The organism is Franconibacter helveticus LMG 23732 (genome assembly GCF_000463115.2).
Taxonomy (GTDB): Bacteria; Pseudomonadota; Gammaproteobacteria; order Enterobacterales; family Enterobacteriaceae; genus Franconibacter; species Franconibacter helveticus.
Window position 1 is genome coordinate 1 of the sequence record NZ_AWFX01000057.1, and the last position, 18,296, is coordinate 18,296.

Consider the following 18,296-nt stretch of genomic DNA (forward strand, 5'->3'; position numbering starts at 1 on the left):
TTATCGATCTGGTCGAATGCACGAGCAGAACCACCGTAGGTTTTTGCCAGAACGGTAGTGATGGCAGCGGTCAGGGTAGTTTTACCGTGGTCAACGTGGCCGATAGTACCAACGTTGACGTGCGGTTTTGTACGTTCAAATTTTTCTTTAGACACGGCTATATTCCTTACTATAGCGCCCCCTCATGGAGGGGGCACGGGACTTTGTTGTTAAACCTGCGGCTTATTTACCACGGGCTTCGATTACGGCCTGAGCAACGTTGTTCGGCGCATCATCATACTTCAGGAATTCCATAGTGTATGATGCACGACCTTTGGTCAGAGAACGCAGCTGAGTTGCATATCCGAACATTTCAGACAGCGGAACTTCAGCGTGGATCTTAACGCCAGTCACTTCAGACTCCTGACCACGCAGCATACCGCGACGACGGCTCAAGTCACCGATAACGTCACCGGTGTTCTCTTCCGGAGTTTCTACTTCAACCTTCATGATCGGCTCAAGCAGAACTGGTTTTGCTTTCTTAAAGCCTTCTTTAAAGGCAATAGAAGCGGCCAGTTTAAACGCCAGTTCAGAGGAGTCAACGTCATGGTAAGAACCAAAGTGCAGACGCACGCCCATGTCAACTACCGGGTAGCCAGCCAGCGGACCAGACTTCAGCTGCTCCTGGATGCCTTTATCAACGGCCGGGATGTATTCGCCAGGAATTACACCGCCTTTAATGTCGTTGATGAACTCGTAACCTTTCGGATTTGAGCCCGGCTCCAGCGGGTACATGTCGATAACAACATGACCGTACTGACCACGACCACCAGACTGCTTAGCGTGTTTACCTTCAATATCGGTAACTTTCGCGCGAATCGCTTCGCGGTAAGCAACCTGAGGTTTACCTACGTTAGCTTCAACGTTGAACTCACGCTTCATACGGTCAACGATGATGTCGAGGTGCAGTTCACCCATACCAGCGATGATGGTCTGGTTAGATTCTTCGTCAGTCCATACGCGGAAAGACGGGTCTTCTTTAGCCAGACGGCCCAGAGCCAGACCCATTTTTTCCTGGTCAGCTTTGGTTTTCGGTTCTACCGCGATAGAGATTACCGGCTCAGGGAACTCCATACGCTCCAGAATGATCGGGTGATCCGGGTTACACAGGGTGTCACCAGTGGTCACGTCTTTCAGACCGATAGCAGCCGCGATGTCGCCCGCGCGAACTTCTTTGATCTCTTCACGTTTGTTTGCGTGCATCTGTACGATACGACCGAAACGCTCACGTGCTGATTTCACGGAGTTCAGGATGGTGTCACCGGAGTTAACCACGCCAGAGTAAACGCGGAAGAACGTCAGGTTACCAACGAACGGGTCGGTAGCGATTTTAAACGCCAGTGCAGAGAACGGCTCTTCGTCGCTTGCGTGACGCTCAGCCGGGGTATCTTTACCGTCGTCCAGGATACCGTTGATCGCAGGAACGTCTACCGGGGATGGCAGGTAATCAATTACCGCATCCAGCATCGCCTGAACACCTTTGTTCTTGAACGCAGAACCACAGGTTACCAGGATGATTTCGTTGTTCAGAACGCGCTGACGCAGAGCTTTTTTGATCTCTTCTTCAGTCAGTTCTTCACCACCCAGGTATTTCTCCATCAGCTCTTCAGAAGCTTCAGCTGCGGACTCGATCAGGTTCTGGTGCCATTCGTCAGCCAGGTCCTGCATGTCAGCCGGGATATCTTCGTATTCGAAGGTTACGCCCTGGTCTGCGTCGTTCCAGTTGATGGCTTTCATTTTCACCAGGTCAACAACACCGGTGAAACCTTCTTCAGCACCAATCGCCAGTTGCAGCGGAACCGGGTTCGCGCCCAGACGGGATTTGATCTGGCCAACAACTTTCAGGAAGTTCGCGCCCATACGGTCCATTTTGTTAACGAACGCGATACGCGGAACTTTGTATTTATTAGCCTGACGCCATACGGTTTCAGACTGCGGCTGAACACCACCTACTGCGCAGTAAACCATTACCGCACCGTCAAGAACACGCATGGAACGTTCTACTTCGATGGTGAAGTCAACGTGCCCCGGGGTGTCGATGATGTTGATACGGTGTGGTTCATACTGCTTAGCCATACCAGACCAGAATGCGGTAGTCGCAGCGGAGGTAATGGTAATACCACGCTCCTGCTCCTGCTCCATCCAGTCCATGGTTGCGGCGCCGTCATGAACTTCACCGATTTTGTGGTTTACACCGGTGTAGAACAGAATACGTTCGGTAGTAGTGGTCTTACCGGCGTCGATATGCGCACTGATACCGATGTTACGATAGCGTGCGATGGGTGTTGTACGAGCCATTTGATTCCTCGTTTGTTTCTTTAGGCGCTCAGATTAAGTTGCCCAGAACGGGCGACTTACCTTAAGCGCCCGTCTGGTGACTAACATACCGAAGGGATTACCAACGGTAGTGTGCGAACGCCTTGTTGGCTTCTGCCATACGGTGAACGTCTTCACGTTTCTTAACTGCAGTACCTTTGTTGTCTGCAGCATCAGAAAGTTCGTTCGCCAGGCGCAGAGCCATGGATTTATCACCGCGTTTACGAGCAGCTTCTACGATCCAACGCATTGCCAGAGCATTGCGACGAACCGGACGGACTTCAACTGGTACCTGATAAGTAGAACCACCAACGCGGCGAGACTTAACTTCTACAGTCGGGCGCACGTTGTCGAGAGCGACTTCGAAAGCTTCCAGTTCATTTTTGCCAGAGCGCTGAGCCAGGGTCTCAAGAGCACTGTATACGATTGCTTCTGCGGTAGATTTCTTACCATCTACCATCAGGATATTTACAAATTTAGCCAGCAGTTCTGATCCGAACTTCGGATCCGGCAGAATTTTACGCTGACCAATGACGCGACGACGTGGCATGGAAATACTCCGTTGTTAATTCAGGATTGTCCAAAACTCTACGAGTTTAGTTTGACATTAAAAATAAAACGTTTGGCCTTACTTAACGGAGAACCATTAAGCCTTAGGACGCTTCACGCCGTACTTGGAGCGAGCTTGCTTACGGTCTTTAACGCCGGAGCAGTCAAGCGCACCGCGAACGGTGTGGTAACGAACACCCGGGAGGTCTTTAACACGACCGCCACGGATCAGGATCACGGAGTGCTCCTGCAGGTTGTGACCTTCACCACCGATGTAGGAAGTCACTTCGAAACCGTTAGTCAGACGAACACGGCATACTTTACGCAGTGCGGAGTTCGGTTTTTTCGGGGTGGTGGTATATACGCGAGTACATACGCCACGTTTTTGCGGGCATGCTTCCAGCGCCGGCACGTTGCTTTTTGCAACTTTGCGAGAGCGTGGTTTGCGTACCAGCTGGTTAACTGTTGCCATTAAATAGCTCCTGGTTTTAGCTTTTGCTTCGTAAACACGTAATAAATCGTCCCCATATAATATGAGGACGCGGAATTTTAGGGCTGAGCCGAAAGGGTGTCAAGAAATATACAGCGATCCCGGCGTTACCAGGCGATTTGATTGCGATGCTTTACCGTGAGGCTGACGAAATGAGTATAGCCAACCCTGTCGATACTGTTCGAAAATTGAGCGGAAAGACCACGCGCTTCGATATCATCGTTCAACGCATATAACGAGATGGGGGCGGTAAGCAATAATTCAAGGAAACGCCCGCCTTCTATTCCTGCCAGTACGCCGTCCTGAATGAGCAGCAAGTCGTCGCCAGCGTTAAGCGTACGCAACAGCGCCGCGAAGTCGCATTGCCAGGGAGAGTGAGAAAGCGTATGCAGCATGGCGGCCTCAGAAAGTGAACAACACATCAAACTCATCAAGGCGTGTACGAAGCGCTTCAGGCTCCAGCACTTCTGCCTTAATAACGAAATTCTGCTCCGCAGGGATACCGCGCTCGCGCAGCGACTGCGCGCAAATCCAGCACTGGTCAATGTCATAAAGCGGCAGGATTTTGAACGTGGAAATATAATCCCGCGCGAGAATTTTTTCCGGACTCTGTGCGGGCAGAACTTGCGTTACGCCATCGCTCAGGAAAAAGACGCCGATTTCTTCTGTCAGCGCAGAGGTTGCCAGCAGCGCGTCAAGTCCTTCGCGACCGGCAGAAGAACCATGAGGCGCGGAGGTGAACAGAAAAGCTACGCGTTTCATCAGAACTGCACCACTCTGTCGCAGGTCAGGGCCGCTTCTGCAAGCGAGCCAAGTCCGCTTAAGGTAAAACCCGGCTGGAGATTAGCCGCAGACAACCCCGCCAGCTTCGCTTCGTGTTCATCCGTTACGCCGCGCCGCAGCGCGGCGGCCACACAAATATGCAGTTCCGTGCCATGTTGTTCATGGAGTTTTTGCCAGGCGCGCACCAGATCGAACTCATCGCTGGCTGGCAACGTCAGTTGATTCGCGTTGTATACGCCTTCCCGATAGAAAAAGACGCACGTCAGCGTATGGCCTTCAGCTAATACGGCATTAGCAAACTGGTAAGCGGAACTGGCCTGCTGCGTGCCGTAGGCCGGCCCCGTTACCATCAGGGCAAAACGCATCAGCGATCCTGCCCCTGGAAATCGCCATTTTTAAACTGGCGGATATAAAGGTAGACAGTGTGTTTAGAAATATTAAGCCGATCAGCAACCTGGTTGATGGCGTCCTTAATATCAAAAATGCCTTTTTCGTAAAGATTCAGGACTATCTGTCTGTTCTTGGCATTATTAGAGACGTTACGATCCGCATTCACCTCTTCAATGGTGAACTCCAGAGTCTGCGTCACTAAATCCTCTACCGAAGAAGCAAAGTTAACCGATGAAGGCACTTCCTGATCTTGCGTCTCAGGCGGGATAAACGTGCTCATGATCTGCGAGAACGGCACGTCCAGGTTCATATTGATGCAAAGCAGGCCAATCACCCGATGGTCGCGATTGCGAATCGCGATGGTGACGGATTTCATCAGCACGCCGCTTTTGGCGCGAGTGAAATAGCATTTGGAGACGCTACTGTCCGCTCCTGTCATATCATGGAGCATACGCAACGCGAGATCGGTAATCGGGGAGCCGATTTTACGCCCGGTGTGTTCGCCGTTGGCGATGCGTATTGCCGAGCATTTAAGATCCTGCAACGAGTGCAGAACGATTTCGCAATGGGAGCCGATGAGCATCGCTAACCCGTCCACTACCGCTTCATAAGATTTAAGGATATCGAAGTCGGTTTGATCAAAAGGACGTTGATCCAGCAAATCAAGTTCGCTGGTTTCATTGGTTAAAAGCGAATTGGACATGAAAAAATACCACCCTCTACAGAGAGCCTGTCGTTTTCAGTCAGGGCAGACTCATCACTCAGTTGTTACACAGACCGCTAAAGTAATACAGCGTAAGATGTGCTTTCCAGTTTTTATTATATCGTGCTCAAAATAAAAAAACCGCCGCCTGGTTGGGCGGCGGCTTTGCCGAATTACTTCGCTTTCGCGTCAGCGGCTGCGTTATCGCCCGCTGCGGCTTCCGGCTTAGCATCTGCTTTCGGCGCCGGTTTGATGTCTAACAGCTCTACATCAAATACCAGCGTGGAGTTAGCCGGGATGCCCGGAACGCCGGTTTTGCCGTAAGCCAGTTCAGGCGGGATAACCAGTTTGATTTTGCCGCCTTTCTTGATGTACTTCAGGCCTTCAGTCCAGCCCGGGATAACACCGTCAAGACGGAAAGAGAGCGGCTCGCCGCGAGTATAAGAGTTATCGAATTCTTTACCGTCGATCAGCGTGCCTTTGTAGTTAACCACAACGGTGTCGCTGTCTTTCGGCACGTCGCCGCTGCCCGCTTTCTCAACCTTGTACATCAGGCCGGTGGAAGAGGTTTTAACATCTTTCTCTTTAGCGAAAGCATCACGGAAGGCTTTGCCTTTGTCCGCGTTTTCTTTCGCATCTTTCTCCATTTTCTCCTGCGCGGCTGTCTTCACGCGCGTTTCGAAAGCCTGAAGAGTTTGTTCGATTTCCTGGTCGGAGAGTTTGCTCTTGTCAGCAAATGCATCCTGCACGCCTGCGATCAGCTGCGCTTTATCCAGCTTGATGCCCAGCTTCTCCTGCTCTTTCAGCGAGTTCTCCATATAGCGACCCAGCGAAGCGCCCAGCGCATAAGCGGATTTCTGATCGTCATTTTTGAACGCAGCATTAGCGTTTGCCGTAGCGGCAGGCGCGTCTTTCGCCGGCGCAGCAGCGGAGACCAGCGGTGCGTTCAGCGCAACGGCCATGGTGGTCGCCAGCAGCGTGACTTTAAATAATGATTTCATCCATTTTCTCCAGGACCGGGGCCTCTCACCCCAGCGTTATATAAAATAAGGGAACTAATATAGAACGTTGCGGAGGAAATCTACACACCCTCCCTACCGGTAATCGCTTTATTTCAGATTATTTTTGTTTAAATACGTTTCCTGACGGCAAAGTTCAGCAAGCGCAGTAAATTTTTCGTAAACTCGCGACTCTGACGGAGGAAAATCATGCAGCACAAGTCCATAGAAGCGCGCCTGGCGGAGCTGGAAAGCCGGCTGGCATTCCAGGAAATCACTATCGAAGAGCTGAACCAGACCGTGACCGCTCACGAACTCGAAATGGTGAAACTGCGTGAGCAACAGCGGCTTTTGATAGAAAAGGTCAAAGCGAGCCAGACATCGATGATCGCATCGCAGGCGGAAGAGACCCCGCCGCCGCATTATTAAGGGCAATAAAAAAGGGCGTGTTCTACGCCCTTTTCTTTTTGCTTAGTGGCAACCGCAACCGCCGCCGCCGCAACCACCTTTGCTGCCATGATCGTGATCGTGGCCGTGACCGCCGCAGCAGCCGTCGTGATCGTGGTCATGGTCATGATGATGGCCGTTCGCGCCGTGAACGTGGCCGTGAGCCAGCTCTTCTTCCGTCGCTTCACGAATCGCCACTACTTCCACGTTGAAGCTCAGGTTCTGGCCCGCCAGCATATGGTTGCCGTCAACCACAACGTGGTCGTCTTCAACTTCAGTGATTTCAACCGGAACCGGACCCTGATCGGTTTCCGCCAGGAAGCGCATGCCTACCTGCAATTCGTCAACGCCCATAAAGACGTCTTTCGGTACGCGCTGCACCAGATTTTCGTCATACTGGCCGTAAGCGTCGTTCGCGCCAACGCTAACGTCGAAGCGATCGCCCACTTCGTGGCCTTCCAGCGCTTTTTCCAGCCCTGAAATCAGGGAGCCGTGACCATGCAGATAATCCAGCGGCGCACTCACCGGAGATTCATCAACCAATACACCGTCTTCTGTACGTACCTGATAGGCCAGGCTGACCACCAGGTCTTTTGCTACTTTCATGATATCTCCTGAGCGGAAAAAAATGTCAGGCGCGATTGTAGCCCAAATCAGCGCCCGTGTACCCTTAAGCTTAAAGAAAGCTGGGGCATATCGCTAGTCGGGATGAAAAATCCCAATCACTTGCTCTTCTTTGCGAACATGCTCGCGAGCTTCTTTGTCTGCCTCACGCATCTGGTGCCCGCACTTCACGCATTGCACCACATCGACATTGTTTTCCCGCCACATCGCCAGCGAATCCTGGGCCTGGCAGGCGGGGCAGCGCGCCCCGGCAATAAAACGTTTACGAACCGCCATAACTCACCTTTTATTCAAACTCGTCCCAGCCATCTAACTGGCGCCGTTCTTGCTGCATTTCACGCTGGAAAATCTCTTCCAGCTCGCGCCGCGCCTCACGCGCGCGGGAGATTTGCGCGTTATCGGTATGAACGGGCATAAGCTCCCGCAACATGCGCATATCAAGCCGACGGAAATGCAGCTGCGCGCGCTGCGCCTGGTGCGGGTGCATGCCAAGCGACATTAACGTTTTGCGCCCAAGCTCCAGCGCGCTGGAAAATGTCTCACGCGAAAATTGCACGCCCGCCTGTAGCAGTTCATGCGCTTCCACACGCCCTCTGGCGCGGGCCAGAATCTCCAGTTGCGGAAAGTTCTGCTGGCAAAGATGGACGATTTTCATCGTATCTTCCGGGTCGTTGCAGGTAATCACGATGGATTTCGCCGCCCCTGCCCCGGCCGCCCGCAGCAAATCAATCTGCGTCGCGTCGCCGTAATACACTTTATAACCATACCGGCGCATCAGGTTGACCGCGCTGATATCGCGCTCAAGCACGGTAATGCGCATTGTGTTAGCCATCAACAAGCGACCAATCACCTGCCCGAAACGGCCGAAGCCGACAATAATCACCTGCGGCTGATCGTCTTCCACATAAGGCTTTTCATCCGTTTCGTCCGGCGAATTGAATTGCCGCGCCAGCAGCTTATCGATGCCTTTCATCACCAGCGGCGTGGTCATCATTGACAGGGTGACGGTGACCAGCAGCAGCGCCATCTGGTCGTCATGGAAAAGCCGCTGCGAGGAGGCGGTGGAAAAGAGTACAAAGGCGAACTCGCCTCCCTGGCTCAGCACCCCGGAAAACTGTAGCCTTTCCGAGCTGCGCAAACCGTAAAGACGAGAAAGCGCATAAAGCACCAGCATTTTTACGGCCACCAGCACCGCGACGCTCATGACAACCCACAGAATATGGGTATAGAGCACGCCAAGATTCAACGCCATGCCCACCGAGATGAAAAAGAGTCCCAGCAGCAGCCCTTTAAACGGCTCGATGGCGCTCTCCAGCTCGTGGCGATATTCGCTCTCCGCCAGTAGCACGCCGGCGATAAAAGTGCCGAGCGCCATCGAAAAGCCCAGCGCATCCATAAACAGCGCCGACCCCAGCACCAGCAACAGCGCGGCGGCGGTAAACACTTCCCGCACGCCTGAAGCGGCGATAAAACGAAACAGCGGCCGCAGCAAATAACGCCCGCCAACCAGCATGACGGCGAAAGCCAGCACCTTCATGCCAACCTTCATCCAGTCGAGATGCTCGTCGCTATTGCCAGCGAGCAGCGGCACCAGCGCCAGCGCCGGAATAACCGCCAGGTCCTGAAACAGCAGAACGGAAAAACCAAGCTGCCCGGATTCGCTGCGGTTCATTCCTTTATCGCGCATAAGCTGTAGCGCCATCGCGGTGGATGACATCGCAAGGCCAATGCCGCCTACCAGCGCCGCCTGCCATGAAAACGCGGTAAGCATTAACAGCGCGGCCAGGATCAGCGCGCTGACAATAACCTGCGCCGCCCCCACGCCAAATATCGAGCGCCTTAGCTGCCACAGTTTTGACGGGTTAAGCTCAAGGCCGATAAGAAACATCAGGAAGACCACGCCCAGCTCAGAGAAGTGAAGGATCTCTTCCACGTCGCTGATAAAACCAAGCCCCCAGGGGCCGATAGCGATGCCCGCCAGCAGATAACCCAACACTGCGCCAATGCCCAGACGCGCCGCCACCGGCACCGCCACTACGGCCGCGAAAAGAAACAGGACGCCTGCCAGCAATAAATCCGATCCCTCCATCAGCGGCCTCCCGAAGCCAGCGGCGAAGCCAGCCAGTCGCCATAGGCTTTGGCATGGCTTGCCAGCGCGTCCGGCGTCTGCCGACGCGCCCAGTAAACAACAATGGGCGTCAGCCACTGCATGCGGCACATGGCGGCGGTCAGCTCAAAAGGGCGCAAAATCTCGCTAAGCGAATAGCGGTTGGCGCCGTCGTAGCGGTATGCCCCTTCCGGCTCGCCGGTCGTCACGACATTGCGCCAGTATTTTCCCGCCAGCTGGTTGCCATCGTTGCCGCTGGCGAACCCCCGGCTCAGCACGCGGTCGAGCCACTCTTTTAACAGCGCCGGGCAGCTATAGGTATAAAGCGGGTACTGGAAGACGATAACGTCATGCTCGCGCAGCAGCGCCTGCTCATGCGCGATATCGATAAAAAAATCGGGATAGTGTGCGTAGAGATCGTGCACAGTGACATTTGGAAGCTGTAAAGCCGGCTTAAGCAAAACCCGGTTGGCCACCGAGTCCTGAGATTCCGGATGGGCATACAGCAGCAAAACTCTCGCTGTCTGTGACATCATTCCCCTCCAGGGCGTCGTCATCGTCATTATTTTGGGCTACCATGGCGGCCCCACGCGGCGCGCTTAGCGCTACGTTACCTGATTATAATGACAACTTAACATAGTCTGAACATACGGCGCCTTATGATTGTTTTCTCCTCGTTACAAATCCGCCGCGGCACGCGCGTGCTGCTGGACAATGCCACCGCCACCATTAACCCTGGCCAGAAAGTCGGGCTGGTAGGGAAAAACGGCTGCGGCAAATCCACGCTGCTGTCGCTATTAAAAAACGAGATGAGCGCCGATGGCGGCAGCTTCAGCTATCCCGGCACCTGGCAGCTTGCCTGGGTAAACCAGGAGACGCCCGCCCTGCCGCAACCCGCCATGGAGTATGTGATTGACGGCGACCGGGAATACCGCCAGCTGGAAAGCGAGCTGAATCAGGCTAACGAGCGTAACGACGGTCACGCCATCGCCACCGTGCACGGCAAGCTCGACGCCATCGACGCCTGGACTATCCGCTCTCGCGCCGCCAGCCTGCTGCACGGTCTTGGCTTCAGCAATGAACAGCTGGAGCGTCCGGTCAGCGATTTTTCCGGCGGCTGGCGTATGCGTCTTAACCTGGCCCAGGCGCTGATTTGCCGCTCCGACCTGCTGCTGCTCGACGAACCCACTAACCACCTCGATCTCGACGCGGTGATCTGGCTGGAAAAATGGCTGAAAAGCTATCAGGGCACGCTGATCCTTATCTCCCACGACCGCGACTTCCTGGACCCGGTAGTGGACAAAATTATCCATATCGAACAGCAGACCATGTTCGAGTACACCGGCAATTACAGTTCGTTTGAGCGTCAGCGCGCCACGCGCCTCGCCCAACAGCAGTCAATGTACGAAAGCCAGCAGCAGCGCGTCGCGCACCTGCAAAGTTTTATTGACCGCTTCAAAGCGAAAGCCTCGAAAGCGAAGCAGGCGCAAAGCCGCGTGAAAATGCTGGAACGCATGGAGCTGATCGCCCCGGCGCACGTCGACAACCCGTTCCACTTCAGCTTCCGCGCGCCGGAAAGCCTGCCTAATCCGCTGCTGAAGATGGAGAAGGTGAGCGCAGGCTACGGCGAGCGCACAATCCTGGATTCCATCAAACTTAACCTGGTGCCGGGTTCGCGCATCGGACTGCTGGGCCGTAACGGCGCGGGCAAATCCACGCTCATTAAGCTGTTAGCAGGCGAGCTGATGCCGGTAAGCGGCGAAATTGGGCTGGCGAAGGGCATTAAGCTTGGCTATTTCGCCCAGCATCAGCTGGAATTTCTGCGCGCGGACGAGTCGCCGTTACAGCACCTGGCGCGCATCGCGCCGCGCGAGCTTGAACAGCAGCTGCGCGATTATCTGGGCGGCTTCGGTTTCCAGGGCGATAAAGTCACGGAGATAACCGAGCGTTTTTCCGGCGGCGAAAAAGCGCGCCTGGTGCTGGCGCTCATCGTCTGGCAGCGCCCGAACCTGTTGCTGCTCGACGAACCCACCAACCACCTGGATCTTGATATGCGCCAGGCGCTGACCGAAGCGCTGATTGAGTTCGAAGGCGCGCTGGTCGTGGTATCGCACGACCGTCACCTGTTGCGCTCCACGACAGACGACCTTTATCTGGTGCACGACGGCAAAGTAGAACCGTTCGACGGCGATCTGGAAGATTATCAACAGTGGCTGAGCGACCTACAAAAACAGGAGAGCCAGCCTGCGGAACAGCCGAAAGAGAACGCCAACAGCGCCCAGGCGCGTAAAGACCAGAAGCGTCGCGAGGCGGAGCTGCGCACCCTGACCCAACCGCTGCGTAAAGAGATAACTCAGTTGGAAAAACAGATGGAGAAGCTCAATGCGACCCTTGCTGAGGTGGAAGAGAAGCTCGCCGACAGCGCCATCTACGATCCGGCCCGCAAAGCGGAGATGAATGAATGCCTGCAAACGCAGGCGAAGACCAAAGCGGCGCTGGAAGAGTGTGAAATGGCCTGGCTGGATGCTCAGGAGCGTCTTGAAGCAATGACGCAGGGCGATTAATCCGCCAGGCTTAGAGGTTACTGCGCTGACGCCAGGCGCTGGCGCAGTGTTTCCAGATGTTCGGTGTTATGCAGCTTGCCGTCCAGGAAACGGGTTTTCAGCTCGCCCTGCTGCTCCTGCGCCCAGGTTTGTTCGTCAAAGAGCTGATACTCCCCCGCCTCGTTACGCGCAACCCGCAGCAAGCCGCGCGCCGAACGCTTCAGGCCGTTGTCGGTTTTCGGCTCTTTGAAAATCATGCGCCCGATGCCGTCCACTTCGCCGTAGGTCGCTTTCATCGCGAAGCCGAACGTGTCGCGGGTATTGTACTGGTAAGTAAAAGAGCCGACGCCAAACACGACGTTGGAGCTGGCGAAGCCTTTCGCCGCCAGGCGGCGTAAAATTTCCTCGGCGCGCTCAAGGGTGATGGAATCGCCGTAAATCAGCCCTACGTGCGGGTCGAGCACCTTAAAGCCTTTTTCATTGACCGTACCGCCAAAGATTTCCCACAGCACTTCCACCGATCCCTTTTCCTCTGGTGTGCGGTCTGCGCGAGTGTCGTCGTCTGCCGCCGTGCCGCACAGGATTGCGACCGGGTCGCCGCTGTCGGGGCGGAACACCACGCGGCCTTCACGCGCCATAATTTGCGTTTTCAGCTCGCGGGTATAGTCCGTAATAACGCGCCAGTAATCCCAGGTATCGGAAACAATCGAGACAAAACCGTTCGGGTAAAGATCGCTAATCAACCGACGGAAGGTTTCAATTTCGCCCGCCTGTTCCCCCATGCACATCACGCTGTGCTCGGTAGCCGGAACCGAAGCGGCGATAAAATAGTCTTCGCCTTTTGTGTAGTAATCACGGGCGTAAATCACAGAAGGAATGTTGTCGGTGCCTTTAAAGCTCAGCAGATGGCCGCAACCTGCCTGGGCGGTGTCCTGCAACCCGGACATGCCGCGAAACGAGAAGTCGTGGCACTGGAAGTCGAGGTGGCTCGCATCGCTACAGGTTTTTTGCGCCCAGCGCTCGCAAATGAGGCGATAGTGATGGGCGATGGTGGCATTCGTGGAAGCCTTCCATAACTCTGCCGAGAGCACGGTTTCCAGATAGTTTACCAGCCAGAAGAACTCATCGCGGGTATTCGTAATGGTGAGCACCGGCACTTTCATCGCCACTTTGCTGCCTTCATCCAGCGCTTTGATATGCAGCGGCAGGTAACCCAACTGATGGAGGGCGCGGATATGCTCAACGCTGACCGCCCCTTTCCCCATGTAGCTGTCCATGACCGCCTGATATTCCGCCACCACTTCCTGCTCTTCCCGAGCGAAAAAACGCTCGTTAAAAAGGTCGACCAGAAACCACTGCAAAAAGCCCTGCAAGCCGAAAAAGACCAGCTTGCCGTCGGCTACCGGAGAGTGAAAATAACGATCGCTGCGCGGCGTAAAGTTTGAATAGACCTTTGTGGTTCCCACCGGATACTGCTCGCGGTGGGAGACTTTATAACCATCAATAGCCAGAATCGGGTTCATATTCTCTCTCCTTAAGCCTGGTAAATTTTATTGATATCAATTACTTCAACATTTGCAGCGGCAAGATCTGCGCTGGCAAGCGAGGTGGTGGTGTATATCTGATCGATGCCCTGGCTTAGCAGGTTTTCCACCCCTTTCGAGAAAACGCCATGGGTCACGTAGAGGCTGACGCTGCGGGCGCCAGCATCGCGCAGCACCTGAGCGGAGCCAATAAAAGTGCCGCCCGCGTCGCAAAGATCATCAACAATCAGCGCGGCTTTGCCTTTAACGTCGCCCTCAACCAGGCGAAAGCCGGTCAGTTCACCCGTCGCCACGTTGCGTTGCTTCGTAAGCGTCGCGAACCCTTGCGCGCCAACCGCCTGAGCGACCGCGTGAATTTTTTTAAGCGCGCCCGCATCGGGCGCCACCAGAGTCAGCTCCCCGGCTCGCAGCGCGGCTGCGAGCGTTTCGCTTTGCAGCAGGCAGCGTTCCTGAGGAATAGCGACCAGATTGGTAATGGCCGCCGCCGCCGCCTCGCTATGGGGATCCAGCACAATAACTTTGTCGAAGCCGAGTAAGTTGAGCTGGTTTGCGAAAACCTTCAGCGCGAAGCTGTCGCCAGGTTGCATATGGCGATCCTGGCGGGCGTAAGGCAGCCACGGCAGTTCAAGGTGGCTGAAGCGCACGTCGCAACGGTGGCGCACCGCGTCGGTCAGCTGCGCCAGCAGCATAAAGTCATCCATGTTTTTCATGGCCGGGGCGCGAACCTGCATCAGCGAAGCCGCAGCAGGCAACTCACCTGCTACCTTCGCCCAGACTGCGCCGTCAGGGAACCGCCCGGTTTCAACGGTTATCGCTTTATCATCCAGTTTCAGTTGCGGCTGCATCATGATTCGCTCCTCGTCATTAGTTATTGTCCGTGCGACACATTTAATATTGTCCGTGCGACAATAATTAGCAAGCCCTGATTTGCATTTTCACACCCTAAAAAAATAAGATGTTGATTAATAATGAAATAAATCTTCAGGTTGTTCGACGCGGCAAGGCTGTTAAACTTGTCTCTCCGACAATTACCCGGCACCCGTCATGACCACAGAAGCGGAATACCTCCAGCAATACGATCCCTCCCGGTTCCCTTCGCCGCTGGTAACGGTGGATAGCGTCCTGTTTACTGTTAAGGAACAGGCGCTTAGCGTGCTGCTTGTACAACGCGCAAGGCAGCCGCAGCAGGGGCGCTGGGCTTTGCCCGGCGGGTTTATTGATATCGAAAAAGATGATTCCACTCACGCCACGGCGCTGCGTAAGCTCACCGAAAAAACCGGGGTCAACCCCTCCTGGCTGGAACAGCTGGAAACCTTTTCCGGCCCGCAGCGCGACCCGCGCGGCTGGAGCCTGACCACCGCCTGGTTTGCGCTTATCGCCTGGGTGGATTGCCAGCCCCATATCGGCTCAGTGAGCGACGCAAAGTGGTGGCCGGTCTCCGGGCTGGAAAAAACTGAACTCGCGTTCGATCACGCCGACATTATCCAGGCGGCGCTTCATCGCCTGCGCCAGAAAACCATGTACTCGCTGTTGCCGGTCTACTGCCTGCCAGAGCGTTTCACTCTGGCGCAACTTCATGAGGCAACAGAAATTATCCTCGGCCAGCCTATCCAGCGTAAAAGTCTGATTCGCCGCTTCGAAGCCTCGGGCATGTTCGAAGAAACCGGCGAAAGTGTCGCCACTGGCGCACGTAAAGCGCGGCTCTGGCGACGCAAGCCCGACGCCAACATCCATCTTTTTTCGCGGAACTTGCTGGCGGAATAAGCGGGGCAGCGCAAGCCGTTCATCTGCTTTACCGCATCAAATCATCAACAATATGCATAACAATCGTTATAGTCATTCGCGAACTTATTACATTAATCTGGTGCTATGGCCGAAATACCCCCTGCTGAACTCACCGCTCCCGCCGCCGGCTCGCACTATTTCCAGCCGATGCCGGGGTTGAGCAATCCGCATTTGCAAACCATGCTGCCGAGGTTGTTGCGCCGTCGGCTACAGTTTACGCCGCACTGGCAACGCCTCGATTTGCCGGACGGCGACTTTGTCGATCTCGCCTTTAGCGAAAACCCGGACCAGGCCGCGCACAAGCCGCGGCTGGTGGTGTTCCACGGGCTGGAAGGCAGCCTGCACAGCCCTTACGCCCACGGGCTTATCCATGCGGCGAAACAGCGCGGCTGGCTTGGCGTGGTCATGCATTTTCGCGGTTGCAGCGGCGTGCCGAACAAAATGCAGCGCATTTATCACTCCGGCGAAACCGAAGACGGCACTTACTTTCTGAACTGGCTGGACAAGCGCTTCGGCGCGGCGCCGACCGCCGCCGTCGGGTTTTCCCTCGGCGGCAATATGCTGGCCTGCCTGATGGCGAAGCTGAATGCCGACTTCCCGCTGGCGGCAGGCGTGGTGGTTTCCGCGCCGCTGATGCTGGAAGCATGCAGTTACCATATGGAGAAAGGCTTTTCGCGCGTTTACCAGCGCTACCTGTTAAACCTGCTGAAGGCGAATGCAAGCCGTAAGCTTAAAGCCTGGCCCGGCACGCTGCCGATAGACCTGGCGCAGCTTAAGCGCCTTCGCCGCATCCGCGATTTCGACGACGCCATTACCTCGAAGATCCACGGGTTTAGCGACGCCATAGATTACTATCGCCAGTGTAGCGCTCTGCCTTTACTGAACCAGATAACCCGGCCTACGCTTATCATCCATGCCAAAGATGATCCGTTTATGGATCATCATGTGATCCCGCAGCGCGAAACGCTGCCGCCCAATATTGAGTATCAGCTGACCGAACATGGCGGGCATGTAGGATTTATTGGCGGCACGCTGCGGCGCCCGCAAATGTGGCTGGAAAAGCGGATCCCCGACTGGTTAACGACTTATCTGGACAGGTAAATGATCATCCCCTGGCAAAACCTGGCGCCCGAGACGCTGGACAACCTGATAGAAGCTTTTGTCTTGCGCGAAGGCACCGATTATGGTGAACATGAGCGTTCGCTCGAACAAAAAGTGGCCGACGTTAAGCGGCAACTACAAAACGGCGAAGCCGTTCTGGTGTGGTCTGAACTGCACGAAACGGTCAATATCATGCCGCGAGGCCAGTTCCGTGGCTGATGGTTAGCCTGGCCTATTGCCGGGTTAACGCCAGAGCGAAGCAGACTATTCCGCCAGCGCCGGAACGCTGGCGTTAGTGGCGTACCTTTTTCGCGTATCCATGGAGTTTCCGCTATGTCATCAAGACACCCGGTTATCGCCGTTACAGGTTCCAGCGGCGCAGGCACCACCACCACCAGTCTCGCCTTTCGTAAGATCTTCGCCCAGTTGCATCTTCATGCCGCCGAAGTGGAAGGCGACAGCTTCCATCGCTATACGCGCCCTGAAATGGACATGGCTATCCGCAAAGCGCGGGATCTTGGTCGGCATATCAGCTATTTCGGGCCAGACGCGAATGACTTCGGCCTGCTGGAGCAAACGTTTATTGATTATGGCCGCAGCGGCCAGGGCAAATCCCGCAAATATCTGCATACCTATGACGAAGCGGTGCCGTGGAACCAGGTGCCGGGCACCTTTACGCCCTGGCAGCCGCTGCCGGAGCCTACCGACGTGCTCTTTTATGAAGGGCTGCACGGCGGCGTGGTTACGCCCCAGCATAATGTGGCGCAGCATGTGGATTTGCTGGTCGGCGTAGTGCCTATCGTCAACCTGGAGTGGATCCAAAAGCTGATTCGCGATACCAGCGAACGCGGGCATTCCCGCGAGGCAGTCATGGATTCGGTAGTACGCTCGATGGAAGATTACATCAACTACATCACGCCGCAGTTTTCACGCACCCATATTAACTTCCAGCGTGTACCCACGGTGGATACTTCAAACCCATTCGCGGCCAAAGGCATTCCGTCGCTTGATGAAAGCTTTGTGGTCATTCACTTTCGCAATCTCGAAGGTATCGATTACCCCTGGCTGCTGGCCATGCTTCAGGGATCGTTCATTTCTCATATCAATACGCTGGTGGTGCCGGGCGGAAAAATGGGGCTGGCGATGGAGCTGATCATGCTGCCGCTGGTGCAGCGGTTAATGGAAGGCAAAAAAATTGAATAAGGCGGCAGCGCCGCCTTTTATCAGGCTTCAACAACCTCATAAGAGTGAGTAATGTTGACCGCCTTGCCGAGCATCAGCGCCACCGAGCAATATTTTTCAGCGGAAAGATCTACCGCACGTGCGACAGCGGCGTCCTTAAGCGCTTTACCCGTTACGATAAAATGCAGATTAATGTGGGTGAACAGGCGCGGCGCTTCTTCGCGACGCTCTGAAGTCAGCTTCACCTCGCAATCCTGCACGTCGTGACGGCCTTTTTGCAGAATAGAAACCACGTCAATGGCGCTGCAACCACCCGCCGCCATCAACACCATTTCCATCGGGCTTGGGGCTTTATCGCCGGAATTGCCATCCATCAGAATCTGGTGCCCTGAAGCGGATTCGCCCAGGAACGTCAATCCCTCAACCCACTTTACTCGTGCCTGCATAATCATCACTCCGAAGTATAAAAATTTTTGACAGATTACGCGCCAGTTGAGAAAGAGGCAACGTAAGGCGACATGGGTCAAGCTGAAACGAGACAATAGGAGACACTCATAAAAAGCTATGTTAAAACAGTCTGGATGCTGCGGCGATACATTGATGTTATGCATGTATGCAGAGGACAAGACAATTTACCGGCTGCGAAGACACCGACAGCCAACTTCCCGGGATGCGGGAAGATAATGATTGCAAAG

At 54.9% G+C, this 18,296-nt stretch carries 22 protein-coding genes; 6 read left to right on the top strand and 16 right to left on the bottom strand.

The genetic code is table 11. The features are described from left to right. The 9 genes from DW56_RS22000 to fkpA all read right to left on the bottom strand — a co-directional run. On the bottom strand, positions 1-155 hold a 155-nt coding region (locus tag DW56_RS22000; protein WP_004200661.1), incomplete at its 3' end, for a GTP-binding protein. Positions 156-222: 67 nt separating this feature from the next. After that, positions 223-2,337 (bottom strand): elongation factor G, encoded by a 2,115-nt coding sequence (gene fusA, locus DW56_RS19495; protein ID WP_024555210.1) that lies wholly within the window; start codon positions 2,335-2,337, stop codon positions 223-225. Between the two features lie 97 nt (positions 2,338-2,434). Continuing rightward, positions 2,435-2,905, bottom strand: coding sequence for a 30S ribosomal protein S7 (gene rpsG, locus DW56_RS19500; protein ID WP_004106370.1), 471 nt, complete (start codon positions 2,903-2,905; stop codon positions 2,435-2,437). Between the two features lie 96 nt (positions 2,906-3,001). Continuing rightward, a complete protein-coding gene (rpsL, locus tag DW56_RS19505; RefSeq protein WP_002436309.1) occupies positions 3,002-3,376 on the bottom strand; it encodes a 30S ribosomal protein S12 in 375 nt (124 codons plus the stop codon). A gap of 125 nt (positions 3,377-3,501) precedes the next feature. After that, a complete protein-coding gene (tusB, locus tag DW56_RS19510; protein ID WP_024555209.1) occupies positions 3,502-3,789 on the bottom strand; it encodes a sulfurtransferase complex subunit TusB in 288 nt (95 codons plus the stop codon). Between the two features lie 7 nt (positions 3,790-3,796). Then, positions 3,797-4,156, bottom strand: a complete 360-nt coding sequence (tusC, locus tag DW56_RS19515; protein ID WP_024555208.1) for a sulfurtransferase complex subunit TusC — start codon at positions 4,154-4,156, stop codon at positions 3,797-3,799. Continuing rightward, the gene (gene tusD / locus DW56_RS19520) at positions 4,156-4,542 is read right to left on the bottom strand and encodes a sulfurtransferase complex subunit TusD (protein WP_024555207.1); all 387 of its coding nucleotides are present in this window, start codon (positions 4,540-4,542) and stop codon (positions 4,156-4,158) included. Before tusD ends, tusC begins: the two co-directional genes overlap by 1 nt. Beyond that, positions 4,542-5,270, bottom strand: a complete 729-nt coding sequence (locus DW56_RS19525) for a helix-turn-helix transcriptional regulator (RefSeq protein WP_024555206.1) — start codon at positions 5,268-5,270, stop codon at positions 4,542-4,544. The genes tusD and DW56_RS19525 overlap by 1 nt, the downstream gene beginning before the upstream one ends. Before the next feature lie 173 nt (positions 5,271-5,443). Continuing rightward, complete coding sequence (gene fkpA / locus DW56_RS19530) at positions 5,444-6,271, bottom strand: FKBP-type peptidyl-prolyl cis-trans isomerase (protein ID WP_024555205.1); 828 nt, start codon at positions 6,269-6,271, stop codon at positions 5,444-5,446. Positions 6,272-6,478: 207 nt separating this feature from the next. Here fkpA and DW56_RS19535 point away from each other — a divergent pair, with 207 nt between their 5' ends. After that, positions 6,479-6,697 carry a protein SlyX gene (locus tag DW56_RS19535; protein WP_024555204.1) on the top strand — a complete coding sequence of 73 codons (219 nt, stop codon included), beginning with the start codon at positions 6,479-6,481 and terminating at the stop codon, positions 6,695-6,697. 42 nt (positions 6,698-6,739) lie between these two features. Here DW56_RS19535 and slyD read toward each other — a convergent pair whose 3' ends face one another. The 4 genes from slyD to kefG all read right to left on the bottom strand — a co-directional run bounded on the left by slyD (position 6,740) and on the right by kefG (position 9,982). Then, positions 6,740-7,321, bottom strand: a complete 582-nt coding sequence (gene slyD, locus DW56_RS19540; RefSeq protein WP_024555203.1) for a peptidylprolyl isomerase — start codon at positions 7,319-7,321, stop codon at positions 6,740-6,742. A 93-nt stretch (positions 7,322-7,414) separates the two neighbouring features. After that, on the bottom strand, positions 7,415-7,615 hold the full coding sequence (locus tag DW56_RS19545) for a YheV family putative zinc ribbon protein (protein ID WP_024555202.1): 201 nt from the start codon (positions 7,613-7,615) through the stop codon (positions 7,415-7,417). Between the two features lie 10 nt (positions 7,616-7,625). Beyond that, positions 7,626-9,428, bottom strand: a complete 1,803-nt coding sequence (gene kefB, locus DW56_RS19550) for a glutathione-regulated potassium-efflux system protein KefB (RefSeq protein ID WP_024555201.1) — start codon at positions 9,426-9,428, stop codon at positions 7,626-7,628. Beyond that, positions 9,428-9,982: a glutathione-regulated potassium-efflux system ancillary protein KefG gene (gene kefG, locus DW56_RS19555; RefSeq protein ID WP_024555200.1), complete on the bottom strand. Its 555-nt coding sequence runs from the start codon at positions 9,980-9,982 to the stop codon at positions 9,428-9,430. Before kefG ends, kefB begins: the two co-directional genes overlap by 1 nt. Before the next feature lie 123 nt (positions 9,983-10,105). On the opposite strand from kefG, the gene DW56_RS19560 reads away from it, so the two are divergent. Further along, on the top strand, positions 10,106-12,010 hold the full coding sequence (locus DW56_RS19560) for an ABC transporter ATP-binding protein (RefSeq protein ID WP_024562189.1): 1,905 nt from the start codon (positions 10,106-10,108) through the stop codon (positions 12,008-12,010). A gap of 17 nt (positions 12,011-12,027) precedes the next feature. Here the strand turns inward: DW56_RS19560 and DW56_RS19565 are convergent, their stop codons facing one another. After that, entirely contained in the window at positions 12,028-13,512 is a 1,485-nt protein-coding gene (locus DW56_RS19565) for a nicotinate phosphoribosyltransferase (RefSeq protein ID WP_024562190.1), read from the bottom strand. An 11-nt stretch (positions 13,513-13,523) separates the two neighbouring features. Further along, positions 13,524-14,381, bottom strand: coding sequence for a ribose-phosphate diphosphokinase (prs, locus tag DW56_RS19570; protein ID WP_024554241.1), 858 nt, complete (start codon positions 14,379-14,381; stop codon positions 13,524-13,526). A 196-nt stretch (positions 14,382-14,577) separates the two neighbouring features. On the opposite strand from prs, the gene DW56_RS19575 reads away from it, so the two are divergent. From DW56_RS19575 to DW56_RS19590, 4 genes are all read left to right on the top strand, one after another. After that, the gene (locus DW56_RS19575; RefSeq protein WP_024554242.1) at positions 14,578-15,297 is read left to right on the top strand and encodes an NUDIX hydrolase; all 720 of its coding nucleotides are present in this window, start codon (positions 14,578-14,580) and stop codon (positions 15,295-15,297) included. Between the two features lie 105 nt (positions 15,298-15,402). Further along, the gene (locus tag DW56_RS19580) at positions 15,403-16,419 is read left to right on the top strand and encodes a hydrolase (RefSeq protein WP_024554243.1); all 1,017 of its coding nucleotides are present in this window, start codon (positions 15,403-15,405) and stop codon (positions 16,417-16,419) included. Further along, on the top strand, positions 16,420-16,638 hold the full coding sequence (locus tag DW56_RS19585) for a YheU family protein (RefSeq protein ID WP_024554244.1): 219 nt from the start codon (positions 16,420-16,422) through the stop codon (positions 16,636-16,638). A gap of 114 nt (positions 16,639-16,752) precedes the next feature. Continuing rightward, the gene (locus tag DW56_RS19590; RefSeq protein ID WP_024554245.1) at positions 16,753-17,622 is read left to right on the top strand and encodes a phosphoribulokinase; all 870 of its coding nucleotides are present in this window, start codon (positions 16,753-16,755) and stop codon (positions 17,620-17,622) included. A gap of 20 nt (positions 17,623-17,642) precedes the next feature. On the opposite strand, the gene DW56_RS19595 is transcribed toward DW56_RS19590, so the two are convergent. Further along, the gene (locus DW56_RS19595; RefSeq protein ID WP_024554246.1) at positions 17,643-18,047 is read right to left on the bottom strand and encodes an OsmC family protein; all 405 of its coding nucleotides are present in this window, start codon (positions 18,045-18,047) and stop codon (positions 17,643-17,645) included. Between the last annotated feature and the right edge of the window lie 249 nt (positions 18,048-18,296).